This window comes from Bradyrhizobium genomosp. I (2014), assembly GCF_000261685.1.
Lineage (GTDB): Bacteria > Pseudomonadota > Alphaproteobacteria > Rhizobiales > Xanthobacteraceae > Bradyrhizobium.
The window spans coordinates 1-16,132 of record NZ_AJQE01000342.1 but is presented as its reverse complement, the minus strand read 5'-3'; the positions used below and the strand labels follow the sequence as shown (position 1 = coordinate 16,132).

The window sequence follows — 16,132 nt, the reverse complement described above, 5'->3', positions numbered from 1 at the left end:
TCGTCGTCCAGGCCCGCCCGGTCGGCTGGAGCGGCAAGGCTCCCCGGGTTTTCCCGGTCCCCAGGCCAAAATCCGGCTCAGGAACAGTTCGGGTGCGCGCCCGTCCAAAACCAATGCTCGATCATGCCAGGTCATGGACGTTCCCAATATGTGGCCTACGCCAGGCGCCTTCCGGGGCCGTGGCACAATAGTCCCGCCAGAATTGACGATAGCTTGCCTCGACCTCGCGCGTGTAGCTCTCGACGTTGCCGGCGGGCGAGGCTGCGATCCGGGCCGGTAATTCTGCGCGCAGCTTCGCCAGATGGGTCGGCTGCGCCGCATATTTGCGCGCGATCGCGGCATAGCCCTCATCGTTCTCGGCGACCCAGTCGCCAAGACCGACGGCCGCGACGATCGAACCGCCGGCGCGTGACGAGGCGCCGTTGCCGAGCTTGGCAACGACCGGAACGCCCGCATAGAACGATTCCCAGGTGCTGATGCCGCCATTTTGCGGAAACGTATCGAGCGAAATGTCGACATTCGCAAAGGCCCGCAGATGCTCGGCGCGCGAGGTCGAACCCATGCAGATGATGTTTTCTTCGGCGATGCCCTGTTCCACGAATCGTGCGACCAGGCGGTCGCGCAGCAAGGGATCGTCGAGCAATCCGTTCTTGACGATGATCTTCGATCCGCTCACCGCGCGCATCACGTTCGACCACACCCGGATGGCCTCGTCCGAGATCTTGTAGATGCGGTTGAACACGCCAAAGGTCACATGGCCGTTGCGGAGCATGGGAAGCTCCGAAGGCGGCACGTCCAGGATGGGATCGATCGTGATCAGGCAGGGCAGATCATGGACCTTTTCGGCCAGCATATGCCGCGCCGATTGCGGAATGAAGATCGGATCCGCCAGCACGTAGTCCATGGTCTGAAGGCCGGTCCCGGTGGCATGACCGAAGCCCGTGACCTGGATGGGCGCCGGCTTCCGTGCGAAAACATGGAGCCTGCTGCCGGTGGTATGCCCGGACACGTCGATCAGAATATCGATCCCATCGGCCTGGATACGATCGGCCAGTTCGTCGTCCGAAAGCTGCGCGGCATCGACCCAGATGTCCGCGAGAGGCTTGAATCTCTCGGTCATCTCGTCCTGCAGCGGCCAGCACGAATAGCAGACGATCTTGAACTTGGCGTGATCATGATGGCGCAGCACCGGCAACAGAGAATACGCAGCCGAGTGGTTCCTGAATTCGGACGCGACGTATCCGATCACGATCCGCCGGTCCGGATCGAGCCGGCGCGGCAGCAGCGTCCTTTGCGGAAGCTTGGCGCCGATCGCATCCCACCAGTATCTTCGCGCCGCCTGCTGGGCTGCGAAATCAGCCTCCGGCAGGTAGTCCAGCACGAAGATCTTGTACCCGATGGCCTCCGGAAAGTCCGGCGCGATCTCCAGCGCCGCGTCGAGATGCGCCAGCGCCGTCGCGATGTCTCCCTGGTTCACATGGCAAGCCGCCAGAAGCGCCATTCCCATCTCGGATCGCGGATTGACCTCGAGCAGCGTCTTGACGCCCGCCATCGCCTGCGCCGTGTTCCCCACGAGGATGTCGATCTGCGCCCTCCAGCACAGCGCGAGCTCGAGCCGTGGCGATTGCGCCAGCGCCCCATCGAGGTCCGCGGCCGCCTGCTCCAGCCGTGACAGGCTTAGATTGAGTCGTCCGCGCTGCAGCAGAATCCTCGGTGAACCCGGCTTGATCGCGAGCGCTGCGCCGAAAGCGGCGGCCGCCTCCTCGAAGTGCCTGAGTTCGAGGCTCACCATGCCCTTGCCGGCGATCGCCTCCGCATGTCGCGGCTGAAACGACAGGGCGCGATCGAAGCTCTCCTTTGCGCGCTCGAGCTTGCCGGCCATCAGTTCGGCCATGCCGCGGTTGCAAAATGCATCGGCATAGTCCGGCCGCAGCCTGATCGCGCGTTGGTGCAGCCCGATCGCCTCTTCGCCAAGACCGATGTGCAGCAGCGTATTGCCGAGACCGGTCAGGGTAATCGGACAATTCGGTTTCAGCGCAATGGCCTTCTTCTGGCATGCGCGGGCGTCCTGAAATCTCCCGAGCGCGAAATATACCGCTCCGAGATTGCCATGCGCATCCGGCGAACGCGGATCGAGCGCGGCCGCACGATCGAGCAAGAATTCCGCCTCATCGAGCCGCCCGCCATCGAACGCGCGCAGGCCGAGCAGGTGCGTGGCGTGGAAATGATCCGGAACCTCCTTCAGGATCTCGCGGCAGAGTGTCTCGGCCTCGGCAAGTCTGCCCTGCCCGAGTGCCTCGATCGCGAAGGCCATGACGGCGTCCGCCTGCTTCTTCAGCTTCTTTTCCAGTCGCGCATTCTGGTATGCGCGTGCGCCGGCACTGCTCTGCAAGGTCTCTCTCCGGAGTATGGTCCGAAAAGAGGCAAGCCGATTCGCATGGTGCCAGGCTTGCGGTCAGTTGGACCGCGGGGCCGCCGAGATTGCAGGTGCTCACCGCAGAATCTGGCTCAGGAACAGTTTTGTGCGGGCATGCTGAGGGCTGGCGAAGAACTCGTTCGGGGTGTTGGCCTCGATGATCTGGCCGGCGTCCATGAACACGACGCGGTTGGCGACCTCGCGGGCAAAGCCCATCTCATGGGTGACGACGAGCATGGTCATGCCCTCCTTGGCGAGGTCGACCATGGTGTCGAGCACCTCCTTGACCATCTCGGGGTCGAGCGCCGAGGTCGGCTCGTCGAACAGCATCACCTTCGGGTTCATGGTCAGCGCGCGGGCGATCGCGACGCGCTGCTGCTGGCCGCCGGACATCTGGCCCGGAAACTTGTTGGCCTGGTGCGGGATCTTGACCCGCTCCAGAAATTTCATCGCGGTCGTCTCGGCATCCTTCTTGGGGATGTTGCGAACCCAGATCGGCGCCAACGTGCAATTGTCGAGCACGGTCAAATGCGGGAACAGATTGAAGCTCTGGAACACCATGCCGACTTCGCGGCGCACGGCATCGACGTGCTTGAGGTTGGGACCGAGTTCGATGCCGTCGACGACGATCTCGCCCTCCTGGAATTCCTCCAGCGCATTGATGCAGCGGATCAACGTCGACTTGCCCGAACCCGAGGGGCCGCAGATCACGATGCGCTCGCCCTTCTCGACCGCCAGGTCGATGTCACGCAGGACGTGGAATTCACCGTACCATTTGTTCAGGCCGGAAATCTTGACGATGGAGTCGGACATGATGGCCTCGATCAGCTGCGGCGGTGGGCGTTGAGGCGGTGCTCGACGAACAGCGAGTAGCGCGACATTCCAAAGCAGAAGATGAAGTAGATGATCCCGGCGAAGGCGAAGCCGGTGAACGCCGTCGACTGCGTCGACCATTTCGGATCCGAGAACGAGGCGCGGAGTGAACCCAAGAGGTCGAACAGCGCCACGATCGAGACCAGCGAGGTGTCCTTGAACAGCGAGATGAAGCTGTTGACGAGGTTCGGAATGACGTGGCGCAGCGCCTGCGGCAGCACGATCAGGGAGGTCGTTTTCCACCAGGACAGTCCGAGGGCGGCCGCCGCCTCGCTTTGCCCGCGCGGGATCGCAGCGAGCCCGCCGCGGACGTTCTCGGCCTGATAGGCGCCGGTGAACAGAGCAATGCCGATCAGCGCGCGGACGAGACCGTCGACGGTGAAATTGCCGGGAAGGAACAGGGGCAACATGTAGGTGGCGAAGAACAGCACGGTGATCAGCGGCACGCCGCGCCAGAACTCGATGAAGGCGATCGAGAAGATCCGGATCAGCGGAATGGTGGAACGGCGGCCGAGCGCCAGCGCGATGCCGATCGGCAGCGAGGTGACGATGCCGGTGACGGAGACCACCAGCGTCACCAGTAGACCGCCCCATAGATTGGTCGCCACGACCGGCAATCCGCCGCGATCGAGTCCCATCAGCCTGATGACGATCGCGATGGCGGTGAAGGTGGCGATGCTGGACGCCAGAGCCCGCCCGCCGGCGCCAAGGACGAAGGCGGTCAGGCAGACAATCGCGGCCGTGACGGCGAAATCGGCCCAGACCGGCTGTCCCATCCCCTGGATATGATCGCGGAGCCAGGTGAACGGGAAGATCAACCAGGAGATCACTTCGCCGACCAGCACGATGAGGCTTCCGACGCCCCACAGCAGCGGAGCGATGGCGGACGTCTTGCTCAGGCTGACCAGCGCCTGCCCGGCACTGAGGATGCTTTCATCGAACAGTTGCAGCAGGCCGGCCGTCCAGTTGATGCCGAAGCCCTTGATGCCGCCGCCGTACAGCAGGAAGAATGCGACGACCGGAAAGGCGACGAAGAACAGACTGGCGCTGATTCCCTTCGCCGGCAGGCGCGGTATGAGCAACGGCACCAGCAGGACCGCCGCCAGGACGAATGTGAGATTGACCCGCCAGCGCTCGGCCTCGGGATAGAAGCCGTAGATCAGTTGCGGGAGTTTCGCCTGGATGTAGGGCCAGCAGGCGCCGACCGCAAAGCCGGCGTTCTCGGTCAGGCAAGCGGTGCGGTCCTGCCCGCTCCAGACCGCATCGACCATCAGGAACTTGACGGAAGGAACGATGGTGAACCAGAGCAGCAGGGCGCCCAGGATCGTGAGCAGGATATTGGTCGGCGAGTTGAACAGGCGCGTGCGCATCAGGCCGATCAAGCCCGTGGTCTTGACCGGCGCGGGGCGCTCGGCGAGCAGGTCCTTGCGGACGAAGCTGCTGGGGGTGATGTCGGTCACGCGCCGAGACTCCGGCTGACGCGCCAACCGTAGACGCTCATGACGGCGCTGGTGAAGAGCGAGATCAGGAGATAGACGCCCATCGTCATGGCGATGATCTCGATCGCCTGCCCGGTCTGGCTCAGCGACGTGCCGGCGAACACCGACACCAGGTCAGGATAGCCGATCGCGACCGCCAGCGACGAGTTTTTGGTGAGATTGAGATATTGGTTGGTCAGCGGCGGCACGATGACACGCATGGCCTGCGGCACGACGATGAGGCGGAGCGTGGCGCCGCGGCTGAGACCGAGCGAGGATCCCGCCTCCATCTGCCCCTTGTGAACGGACAGGATGCCGGCGCGCACGATCTCGGCGATGAAGGCGGCGGTATAGGTCGACAACGCCACCGTCAGCGCCACGAATTCCGGGATGATGCGTGAGCCGCCGGCAAAGTTGAATCCCTTGAGCTGGGGCATCTCGAAGGTAAACGGCAGACCCGATACCAGCATGGTGACAAGCGGCAGTCCGAACAGCAGACCCAGTATATAGGGCCAGATCCGGATCAGCCGTCCCTGCTGAATCAACGCGCGCCGCGCATGGAAGTGCAGGGCCAGAGACGCCGCGATGCCGAGCGCCAGCATCGCCAGGAACGGCTCGAGGCCGCTCTCGCCGACCGGGCGCGGAATGACGAGTCCGCGATTGCTGATGAAGGCAATGCCGAACAGGGAGATGCTCTGCCGCGGATTGGGCAAGGCCGCGAGCACCGCGAGGTACCAGAACAGGATCTGGAACAGCAGCGGCAGGTTGCGGATGACCTCGACATAGATCTCGCCGACACGCGACAACAGCCAATTGGGCGACAGTCGACACAGCGCGACGATGAAGCCGATCAATGTGGCGAAGACGATGCCCACCACGGAGACGACGAGCGTGTTCAAGAGCCCAACCACGAACACGCGCAGGAACGTGTCCGAGCCGGTATAGGGGATCAGGGTCTGGTTGACGTCGAAGCCGGCATTGTTCCTGAGGAAGCCGAAGCCGGCGGCGATGTGCTGGTTCTCAAGATTGGCGCGAGCATTGGAGACGATCTCGTAGCCGATCCAGCCCAGGATCGCCGCGAAGGCAAACTGGACGGCCACGCCGTTCCAGCCTGCCTTGCCGCCCAGAATGCGCCGGATCTTCAGAGCGATCTGGGGCGGCGGTTTTCGGGCCTCGGTGCTCATGCCGCTGCCGACCGATCAGGGGGTGATCAGCGGATCGGCGGCGCGTACTGAAGACCGCCCTTGTTCCAGAGATTGTTGAGGCCGCGATTGATGGCGAGCGGCGAGCCCGCGCCGACGTTGCGATCGAACACCTCGCCGTAATTGCCGACCGCCTTCACGATCCGCACCACCCAATCCTTGGTCAGGCCGAGCTGTTCGCCGAAATTGCCGTCGGTACCAAGGACGCGCTTCAGCTCTGGATTTTCCAGTTTCGCCTTCTCGTCGACGTTCTTCGAGGTGACGCCGAGCTCTTCGGCGGTGATCATCGCAAACAGCGTCCATTTCACGATGTCGAACCACTGGTCATCGCCGTGGCGCACCATCGGACCGAGCGGCTCCTTCGAGATGATCTCGGGGAGCACCATGTGGTCGTTGGGCTTGGCCAGCTTCAGACGATTGGCGTACAGGCCCGACTGGTCGGTGGTGAAGACGTCGCAGCGGCCGGCTTCATAGGCCTTGACGGTTTCGTCGTTGGTGGCGAAGGCGATCACCTCGTACTTCATGTTGTTTGCCTTGAAGTAGTCGGCGAGATTCTGCTCGGTGGTAGTGCCGGTCTGCACGCAGACCGAGGCGCTGTTGAGCTCGAGTGCCGAATTCACCTTGAGCGACTTCTTCACCATGAAGCCCTGCCCGTCATAATAGGTCACGCCGGTGAAATTGGCGCCGAGCGAGGTGTCGCGCGAGATGGTCCAGGTGGTGTTGCGCGAGAGCACGTCGATCTCGCCGGACTGCAGCGCCGTGAAGCGGTCCTTGGCCGACAGCGGCACGTACTTGACCTTGGTCGGATCGTTGAAGATCGCGCCGGCGATGGCGCGACAGACGTCGACGTCGATGCCGGTCCAGTTGCCCTTGTCGTCGGGGGAGGAGAAGCCGGGCAGGCCCTGGCTGACGCCGCAGGACAGCATGCCCCGGTCCTTGACAGTCTTGAGCGTTTGCGCATCGGCGGCTTGGGCGGAGAGGCCGGCGGCGAGAGCAAGGGTGAGAGCCAGGGTTGCGCGTTTCATGGGCTTTGGGCCTTTCAAGGTCGTCTCAAGGTCAGGATGTTGTCTTCAGGGTCATCCCTGCCAGGGCTAGTCGTACCGAGGCTAGCCTGCAAGAGTCATGCTGGAAAACCTTGCCGAACACCCGCCGATCCCGGGAGGCCATACCTTAGTCCCCGTCGCGGGCGCCCACCGTTACGGCCGTGGCGCCTCGTCCGGCCAGACGATGGATCGAAGGTCGCGGCAGGCCCCTCAACATGCGGCGACTGAACAGCACCCGCGCATCACAGAACGACTGGCCTGCCGGGTCAAGGGGTTGACGAGACTCTTCTGTGTTCTGTTATTAACGACGACGGCCTTTCGGCCAACCCCGCGGGCGCGTCGCGTCCGGTGGAAACGCGATTTTGAAAGCAGACGCATGGATTCTTCGCATCCCCAAGAGCAGCACGCCGAGACCCGGCTGGTCACCTCCGGCCGAGACACCAAGGCGCAGAAGGGGTTCGTCAATCCGCCGGTCTTCCATGGCTCGACCGTGCTCTATCCGACCGCCGAGGACCTGCACGCCCATCGCGGCGAGTTCCAGTACGGTCGCCACGGCACGCCCACCACCAAGGCCTTCCAGGAGGCGCTGATGGCGCTCGAGGGCCCGCAATGTGCTGGCGTCGGCATCACGCCGTCGGGCCTGGCCGCAATCTCAACCACCCTGCTCTCGGTGCTGAAGGCCGGCGATCACCTCCTGGTCTGCGACAACATCTATCGGCCTTCGCGCAATTTCTGCAACGGAATGCTCGCCCGCTACGGCGTCGAGACCAGCTATTTCGATCCGCTGATCGGCCCGGGCATCGACAAGCTGTTCAAGCCCAACACGCGCGCTGTGCTGGTCGAGGCGCCAGGCTCGCAGTCGTTCGAGATGCCCGACATCCGCGCCATCGCCGAGGTCGCGCATGGGCGCGGCGCGCTCGTCATCGACGACAACACCTGGGCGACCCCGCTCTATCACCGCTCGCTCGAGCAGGGCGTCGACATCAGCATGCAGGCGGCCACCAAATATATCGGCGGCCATTCCGACATCATGTTCGGCACGATCTCGGCCAATGCCAGGGCATGGCCACAGGTCAGCGAGGGCATCCGCCTGCTCGGCGTCTGCGCGGGCCCCGACGACGTCTTCCTGGCGCTGCGCGGTCTGCGCACGCTGGCGGTGCGGCTGGCGCAGCATCATCGCTCCGGGCTCGACATGGCGCGCTGGCTGGCTGGCCGGCCCGAGGTCGCGCGCGTGCTGCATCCGGGGCTCGAGACCCATCCCGGCCATGCGATCTGGAAGCGCGACTTCACCGGTGCGTCGGGCCTGTTCAGCATCGTGCTGAAGCCCGCGCCGCAGAAAGCCGTCGACACCATGCTCGATACGCTGAAGCTGTTCGGCATGGGCTTCTCCTGGGGCGGCTTCGAGAGCCTCGCGATCCCCTTCGATTGCGATGCCTATCGCACCGCGACCAAGTGGGCGCCCGGCGGCCCGACGCTGCGTCTCCACATCGGGCTGGAGAGTGTCGACGACCTCAAGGCCGATCTCGATCGCGGCTTCGCTGCCCTGAATGCGGCAATGTGAGCCTGCTCACGGGGCAGTACGCCTCGGGACGCCGCAACACGCTCCAGCGGACGCGCAATCGCGCGCCGCGGGAACGCGCCGCCGCCGCAAACGTTAACGCCGACGCGCCAACAAAGAGTTTGATCCGCTCCCGTTTGGCGCTAGCCTCGCCAATCGACTCCAATCCGGACTCGGAGCATGGGAACGTTGGTTCTGCTCGATCTCATGGGCGGCGTTGCCCTGTTGTTGTGGGGCCTGCACATGGTCCACAGCGGCATTTTGCGCGCCTTCGGTCCCGACCTGCGGCGCTTGCTCGGCAAGGCGCTGAGCAACCGCGCCAGCGCCTTCGCCGCCGGCCTCGGGCTCACCGCGCTGCTCCAGAGCAGCACGGCGACGGCGTTGATCACCTCTTCGTTCGCGGCCGAGGGCCTCGTCAGCCTCGCCGCTGCGCTCGCTATCATGCTGGGAGCCAATGTCGGCACGACGCTGATCGTGCAGGTGCTGTCGTTCAACATCGCAGCTGTTGCGCCGGTGCTGTTCGTGCTCGGACTCGTCGCCTTCCGCTCCGGCCCGCGATCCCGGATCAAGGACATCGGCCGTGTCTGCATCGGCCTCGGCCTGATGCTGCTCTCGCTGCACATCCTGCTCGACACGCTGGCGCCGGCGGAAAACGCCCCCGGCGTCCGCGTCGTGATGTCGGCCATCACAACCGATCCAATCCTGTGCATCGTCATCGCCGCCCTCGTCACCTGGGCTGTGCATTCGAGTGTCGCCAGCGTGCTGCTGATCATGTCGCTGGCCTATTCGCAGTTCATCTCGCCCGATGCGGCGCTGGCGCTGGTGCTCGGCGCCAATCTCGGCAGCGCCATCAATCCCGTGTTCGAGGGCGCCAAGCGTGACGATCCCGCGAGCTACCGGCTGCCGGTCGGCAATCTCGTCAACCGCGTGGTCGGGATTGCCGTCGTCCTGCCCTTCCTGGATGCAATCGCCGAGCACATGCATGCCTGGCAGCCCGATCTGGCCAGGATGACGGCGGCTTTCCACATCGCCTTCAATGTCGGCACGGCCGTCGTCTTCATCGGCCTGCTCGACACCATGTCGCGCCTGCTCACCCGCCTGTTGCCCGATCGCGTGCGGGAGGCTGACCCCGCCCGACCGCGCTATCTCGACGAGACCGCGCTGGAGACGCCGTCACTGGCTCTCGCCGACGCCGCCCGCGAGACATTGCGCATGGGCGACCTCGTCGAGGTCATGCTGCGCAAGGTGATGGCCGCGATGATGACGGGCGACCGCGCGCTGGTCGACCAGGTCTCCAAGATGGACAATCTCGTCGACGGTCTCGACGAGGCCATCAAGCTCTACGTGACCAAGCTCATGCGGGGCAGCCTCGACGAGAGCGAAGGACGGCGCGCGATGGAGATCATCTCCTTCGCCATCAACCTCGAACATATCGGCGACATCATCGACAAGAGTCTGAGCGAGCTCGCCACCAAGAAGATCAAGCGGCGCTTGCAGTTCTCGGCGGAAGGGGCCGACGAGCTCGCCGCCTTCCACAAACGTACCATGGACTCGCTGCGGATCGCGTTCGGCGTGTTCATGTCGGGCGACGCCAACGAGGCGCGCAGGCTGCTGGTGGAGAAGACGGCGCTGCGCAACACCGAGCTTGCCGCGGTCGAGCGGCATCTCGACCGCCTGCGCGAAGGCCGACCCGAAACCATCGAAACGACGTCGCTGCATCTCGACGTGCTGCGCGACCTTAGGCGTATCCATTCGCATATCTGCTCGGTCGCCTACCCCGTGCTGGACGCCGCCGGCGAGCCCTATCGCAGAACGGAGGCGGATACGGCCACCCTGCCCGCCTCAGGCGCGGCCTCGGCGTTGCCGCGCTGAAGCACGATGCGATGAGGATGGATCCTCAAATCGCGCTTCAGATTGTCGTTTTGGGAGCCCGGATCAGCGGTCCAGCGTCTTCGAGGCGGTGCCGCGGTTCTTCCAGATCAACATGATGTTTCTGACATAGATGACGGTCGCGAGCGACTGTCCGAGGATGATGACCGGCTCGCGCTTCACGACGCCGTAGACCAGCGTCATCAGTCCGCCGCCCATCGAGCAGAACCAGAACGCCATCGGCACCACGCTGTTGCCGGCGCGCTCGCTCGCGATCCATTGCACCAGGAAGCGCGCGGTGAAGAACAGCTGCGCGACGAGGCCGAATGCCAGCCAGAAATCGAACTTGGCGACGAAGACGTCGTAGAGATAGTTGCTCAGCGCCTGACCGTATTGAATGATCATGCGTTCACCTCGGTCACCTCAGGAGTCGGCTTCTTGCGGCGGATCAGCCACCACACGCCGGCGAGATCCATGATGCCGATCCACAGCCGGTCGAAGAAACCGTAGTTCGACACGCCGGAATGACGCGGCCGGTCGATCACGTCGACATAGGCGATGTCGTAGCCTTCGCGGCGGACCAGCGCCGGCAGGAAGCGATGCAGCCCGTCGAAATAGGGCATCATCAGGAAAACGTCGCGGCGGAATGCCTTCAGACCGCAACCGGTATCGCGCGTGCCGTCCTTCAGGATCGCGTTGCGAACGCCGTTCGCCACGCGCGACTGGAACTTCTTGAAGCCGGTGTCCTTGCGCCCGATCCGCTGGCCGGCGGCCAGCCCGACGCGCGCGCTTTTCTCGACTGCCGCGATCAGGTCCGGCAGGAAGACGGGATTGTTCTGGCCATCGCCGTCGAGCGTCGCCACGATTTGCCCGCGCGCCGCACGCACACCACTGCGCACGGCCGCCGATTGCCCGCCTGATCTGGCATGGCGGAGCTGGCGCAGATTGCTCCGCTGCTTCATGATCGCAGCAAGCCGCTCGCCGGTCGCATCGGTGGAGCCATCGTTGACGTAGATGATCTCATAGGCCCAGCGGCCATCGAGCGCCGCGCCGATCTCCGCGATCAGCGGTGCGATGTTGTCGGCTTCGTTGCGCACGGGAACGACGATGGAAACCGAAGGCTGGGACGTCGACAAATGAAGCTCGTGGTTGGAATTGGCCTGCCACGGGAACCGGCGGTCCGGCAGGCAGCCGCTTTTATGGGGCGGATGCCCCGTGGGCAACCCTTTTGAGGCGGCCCGGTGCCGCTCCCGGAAGAGGCACGATGGTGCCGTCGGCGCGGATGGCAAAGCCGAGCCGTCGGGCCGCGAACCAGTAGCGCACCGCCATGGCGCCGACCATGCCGACCAGGGCGCCGGCCACGACGTCGCTCGGATGATGCGCGAGCAGCACGAGACGCGTCAAAAGGATCACGATTGCGTAAGTGAACATGAACACCCGCAGGCGCGGCCACAATGCCGACACGGCAAATGCCAGGGCGAACGCTGCTACTGCATGCCCGGACGGCAAGCTGGCATGAGCCCCCGTTCCCTCGAACGGTACAAAGTTGAACGGATTGGCCTTGCCTCCGACGAACGGGCGGCCGCGGCCGATGAGATATTTCAGGATCTCGCCGACGAACGCTGACACGGCAACAGACAGAAACATGTATTGGAGCCGCGTGCCCAAGCCGAGCAGCAGTGCGCGGCGAGTCCCGTGCAGCCCCGCAGCAACGAACGCCACAGCCATCAGCGCAGCCCCCAGCACGATCAGCAGATACTCGTCCTTGCCGAAATCGGTGAGGATGCGGATCGGCCACAGGCCGGGCGTGCCGCGCGCCGGCATCAGCTGGATCTCGGTCTGGTCGAACGCGACCATCAGAACGATGACCAGCGCTGCGCCCGCTGCGCTCAGCCACAACGAATGCCGCGCCAGCTTTCGGGCAGCCTCGGCCCGGCGCGAATGCGACGGCGACCGCACGAGCTGCGCCAGGGCACGCCACGACACGGCGAGCAATTGCGCGGCATAGCTCGCGCGCGCGCTGTCGGCGGGCGCGGACATCCTACTCCGTGCCTTCCGAGCGGAAGATCGAGATCGAGATCGCGCGCCCTTGCGAGAAGTTATAGCCGTCGATGCGCGCGCCGACCTTGTAGCGCAGCCCGGTCGCCTCGGCGCGCTGCACGAAGCTGCGCTCCGAGCGCTGCTCGATCAGCGCGAAGCGGCAGCTCCCCTGCCGCAGGAAATCCGCCGCACCGGAGCCGTCGGTGAGCAAGGTCTGGGTGCCCACCAGGAACACGAGGCTCGGCTCGTGATAACCGGCCGCAGCCGCCTTCGGTCCGACGCAGCTGACGTTGCGAAGCGCGCGCGCGATCTCGATGCTCGGAAATAGCGGCGTCAGTGACGGCAGCACGATGCCGTAGACGGTCACCGCCAGCATCAGGGCTGCGACCAGCGCGTTGAGCAGCGAGCGCTCGGCCCGGTTGTTGTCGTAGAGCCACCAGGCGAACAGGCCGAAGATCAGCGAGGCCGCGATGAACGGCCAGGCCACGAAGGCCGGCTGCCGCGTCAGCATCACCGCGCCGACGACGGCGATGATCGAGGCGGCCGCGGGGATCGCGAACCACCAGGCCGAACCGCGCATCAACCAGGAGCGCGACAGCACGCGCCGCTCCACCGCGCCTGCGGTGAGGATCGCGATCGCCGGATAGAGCGGCAGCACGTAGTGCGGCAGCTTGGTCAGCACCGCCTCGAACACGATCCAGGACGGGACCAGCCAGGCCAGCAGGAACTGCGCGCCCGGCTCGCGCCGCGCCCGCCACACCGCGGGCGCCGCCATCGCAGCGAGCGGCGCGCCCGGCCAGAACGTGATCCAGAACAGCGCGAGGTACAGTCCGGGCGGCGCGCCATGGGATTCCTGGGCCCCCAGCTTGCTCAGCATGTCGCCGCCGACGGAATCAGCGAAGAAGGCATCGCCCGCGCGCCAGAAGATCGCGACGAACCAGGGCAGCACCAGCACCAGCATCCACATCAGCCCCCAGAGCGGGCGCAGCTTCCACAGCCAGGAGGCGTCGCGGTCCTGGATCGCAAGCGCGACGATGGACAGGCCTGCGAACATCAGGATCAGCGGACCCTTGATCAGGATGCCGACGGCGAGCGCGGTCCAGAAGATCGCGGGCCAGCTCCAGGGCGGATGCGTCTCGTCCTCGGCGCGCTGCCAGGACAGATAGGCCCGCGCCATCGCCCCCATCGCGGCGACGACGCAGAACAGCAGCATCGCATCGGTCTTTGCCAGCCGCGCCTCGACGCCGAGCAGCACGGAGGCGCACATCATCAGCGCCGCCAGCACCGCGGCGCGCCGCGTGACGAAGCCGAGCGCGGCCCAGTAGGTCATGAGCACGGCGCCGATTGCGCCCATCAGCGACGGCAGCCGGTAGACCCAGATCCGCAGTTCAGCCTTCGGCAGCTTGAGCATCGATGCGGCTTCGACGGTCGCCGATTGCAACCAGTAGATGCCGACCGGCTTCTTGTAGCGGACGTCCTCCTGAAAGCGGATATCGACATAGTCGCCGCTCTCGACCATCTGCTTGGTGGCCTGGGCGAACCGTGCCTCGTCACGATCGATCGGCGGGATCGTGAAGAAGCCCGGGAGGAACAGCAGCAGCGCGCACAGCACCAGGAAGCCGACCGCGCGCGCATGGCTGGCCGTGGCGATGTCGAGCATGCGCACCAGTCCGCTGCCCGGATTTGCGGGGGATTTCGACTCGCGGGGGGCTCCAAAACGGGGGCTTGGGTAGGTCTCGGCCATTGGTTCCGCTTACGCTGAAACCGCCATCGCCACAACCGCTTGAGGCAGGGTCATTGAATTCGAATGACGACTGTGTCCGCGGCGCCCGTCGCGTCGATCACGGTGAGCCGGGCAAAGCCCGGACCGGGCGGATCGATCAGACGCTGACGGCGGCCGTCGATCTCGCCGAGCGCGGTGCCGTTAACCATGACTGTCATGGGCAGTACGCCGCCGGCGACTTTGACCGGCATGGCTGCGCTCTCCCGGCCACCCGATCGATCGACGTCGATCCGCGAGCCGTCGAGGGGAAACTGAATGTGCAGCGCCTGCTCGCTGCCGGTGCGCACCAGTTCCCCGGCCGGGCGGAACCGCTTCAGCGGCAGCGGCAGCTTGGCGTTGCTGGCCACCAGGGTTCCCCTGGGCGCCTTCGGCAATGGGGCGAGCGTCTTGCCGGTCCTGGCAAAGGCATCGAACAGGATCGGCGCGGCAGCGACCCGCCCGATCAGGCCGGGAACCGGGGTGCCGTCGGGCCGGCCGACCCAGACGCCGATGGTCATCCGGCCGTCGAACCCGACCGACCAGGCGTCGCGATAGCCGTAGGAGGTCCCGGTCTTGAAGGCGATGCGGTTGTGAGCGGCGTTCTCCGGCGGTGGCGTTCCCAGCAACACGTTGCCGACCTGCCAGGCCGCGACCTGATCGAGCAGACGGAGCGGCTCGCGGTCGTCCATGTCCGTCATGACCTCGCGCAGCGGCCTGGTGGTGCCGAGGCGGGCGAAGCCCGCATAGAGCTGGGCGAGATCCCAAAGCGTCACGCCGACCCCGCCGAGACCCATGGCGAGCCCCGGCGCCTCGTCCTTGGGCAGAACCAGATTGCCGCCGGCCTGACGCAGCCGCGACGCCAACCGGCTGGAGCCGACGCGGTCGAGCAGCACGATGGCCGGCACGTTAAGCGACAATTGCAGCGCCTTCTTCACCGGCACCGTGCCCTGGAAGGTCATGTCGAAATTCTCCGGGGCGTAGGAGCCGAAGCGAACCGGCCGGTCCTCGATCAGGCTCTCGGGATGGACGAAACCGTCCTCGAAGGCGAGCCCGTAGATGAAGGGTTTCAGCGTCGAGCCCGGCGAACGGATCGCACGGGTCATGTCGACCTGCCCTGCCCGGCTCTCGTCGAAATAATCGGCGGAGCCGACGCGGGCGAGCACGTCGCCGCTCTCGTTGTCGACCACGATGATGCCGACCGAGATGTTCGCACCCAGCGCGATGGCGCGGTCGCGCGCCAGCGGCTCCAGCACCTTCTGCAAGTTCGCATCCAGGGTCAGCTTGATGACCGGCCTGTCCTTGACCGTCGAAAGCGCGGTGTCGGAGGCATGCGGCGCCAGGATCGGCATCGGCTTGCGCAGTTTCGGAATCGGAACGGCCTTGGCCTGCTTCGCGTCCTCCGCGCTGACCTGATGCTCCCCGACCATGCGGTCGAGCACGCGGTCGCGGGCGATGCGGGCTGCCTCGGGATGGCGATCGAGCCGGCGCGTCTCGGGCGATTGCGGCAGAGCCACCAGCAGCGCGGCCTCGGCCAGCGACAGCCGCTTCGGCTCCTTGCCGAGATAGGCGATCGAAGCCGCGCGGATGCCTTCGAGATTGCCGCCGTAAGGCGCGAGCGCGAGATAGAGATCGAGGATCTGCTCCTTGCTCAGCGTCCGCTCCAGCTCGATCGCGCGCACGATCTGCCGCAGCTTCGCATGAAGCGAGCGATGGCGCCGCGGCTCCATCAGCCGCGCAAGCTGCATGGTGATGGTCGAGCCGCCCGAGACGATGCGGCCGCGCGTTCCGAGTTGCAGCGCCGCGCGCCCCAGCGCCAGCGGGTCGAGGCCGTTGTGGGCGTAGAAGCGCTCGTCCTCATAGGCGAACAGCAGCTTCAGATAGGTCGGATCGA

The 16,132-nt window shown here is 65.4% G+C and carries 12 protein-coding genes; 2 read left to right on the top strand and 10 right to left on the bottom strand.

What is annotated here, in order from left to right:
* Window positions 1-121 precede the first annotated feature (121 nt).
* From IC50_RS30585 to IC50_RS30565, 5 genes are all read right to left on the bottom strand, one after another.
* On the bottom strand, window positions 122-2,392 hold the full coding sequence (locus IC50_RS30585) for an O-linked N-acetylglucosamine transferase family protein (RefSeq protein ID WP_050991155.1): 2,271 nt from the start codon (window positions 2,390-2,392) through the stop codon (window positions 122-124).
* 99 nt (window positions 2,393-2,491) lie between these two features.
* A complete protein-coding gene (locus IC50_RS30580; RefSeq protein WP_035713798.1) occupies window positions 2,492-3,229 on the bottom strand; it encodes an amino acid ABC transporter ATP-binding protein in 738 nt (245 codons plus the stop codon).
* A gap of 11 nt (window positions 3,230-3,240) precedes the next feature.
* Window positions 3,241-4,749, bottom strand: a complete 1,509-nt coding sequence (locus IC50_RS30575) for an amino acid ABC transporter permease (RefSeq protein WP_035713814.1) — start codon at window positions 4,747-4,749, stop codon at window positions 3,241-3,243.
* Window positions 4,746-5,951 carry an amino acid ABC transporter permease gene (locus IC50_RS30570; RefSeq protein ID WP_035713796.1) on the bottom strand — a complete coding sequence of 402 codons (1,206 nt, stop codon included), beginning with the start codon at window positions 5,949-5,951 and terminating at the stop codon, window positions 4,746-4,748. Before IC50_RS30570 ends, IC50_RS30575 begins: the two co-directional genes overlap by 4 nt.
* Before the next feature lie 26 nt (window positions 5,952-5,977).
* Window positions 5,978-6,994, bottom strand: coding sequence for an amino acid ABC transporter substrate-binding protein (locus tag IC50_RS30565; protein WP_035713794.1), 1,017 nt, complete (start codon window positions 6,992-6,994; stop codon window positions 5,978-5,980).
* 394 nt (window positions 6,995-7,388) lie between these two features.
* Between IC50_RS30565 and metC the strand changes: the two genes are divergently transcribed.
* Both metC and IC50_RS30555 read left to right on the top strand, forming a co-directional pair.
* Window positions 7,389-8,573: a cystathionine beta-lyase gene (metC, locus tag IC50_RS30560; RefSeq protein WP_035713792.1), complete on the top strand. Its 1,185-nt coding sequence runs from the start codon at window positions 7,389-7,391 to the stop codon at window positions 8,571-8,573.
* A 177-nt stretch (window positions 8,574-8,750) separates the two neighbouring features.
* Window positions 8,751-10,442, top strand: coding sequence for a Na/Pi cotransporter family protein (locus IC50_RS30555; protein ID WP_035713790.1), 1,692 nt, complete (start codon window positions 8,751-8,753; stop codon window positions 10,440-10,442).
* A gap of 63 nt (window positions 10,443-10,505) precedes the next feature.
* On the opposite strand, the gene IC50_RS30550 is transcribed toward IC50_RS30555, so the two are convergent.
* The 5 genes from IC50_RS30550 to pbpC all read right to left on the bottom strand — a co-directional run.
* A complete protein-coding gene (locus tag IC50_RS30550) occupies window positions 10,506-10,844 on the bottom strand; it encodes a lipid-A-disaccharide synthase N-terminal domain-containing protein (RefSeq protein ID WP_035713788.1) in 339 nt (112 codons plus the stop codon).
* A complete protein-coding gene (locus IC50_RS30545) occupies window positions 10,841-11,575 on the bottom strand; it encodes a glycosyltransferase family 2 protein (protein WP_035713786.1) in 735 nt (244 codons plus the stop codon). The genes IC50_RS30550 and IC50_RS30545 overlap by 4 nt, the downstream gene beginning before the upstream one ends.
* Window positions 11,576-11,636: 61 nt before the next feature.
* Window positions 11,637-12,479 (bottom strand): phosphatase PAP2 family protein, encoded by an 843-nt coding sequence (locus tag IC50_RS30540; RefSeq protein ID WP_035713784.1) that lies wholly within the window; start codon window positions 12,477-12,479, stop codon window positions 11,637-11,639.
* A gap of 1 nt (window position 12,480) precedes the next feature.
* Window positions 12,481-14,223, bottom strand: a complete 1,743-nt coding sequence (locus IC50_RS30535; protein ID WP_035713782.1) for an ArnT family glycosyltransferase — start codon at window positions 14,221-14,223, stop codon at window positions 12,481-12,483.
* A 50-nt stretch (window positions 14,224-14,273) separates the two neighbouring features.
* The coding region (gene pbpC / locus IC50_RS30530; RefSeq protein WP_035713780.1) for a penicillin-binding protein 1C at window positions 14,274-16,132 on the bottom strand (1,859 nt) is incomplete at its 5' end.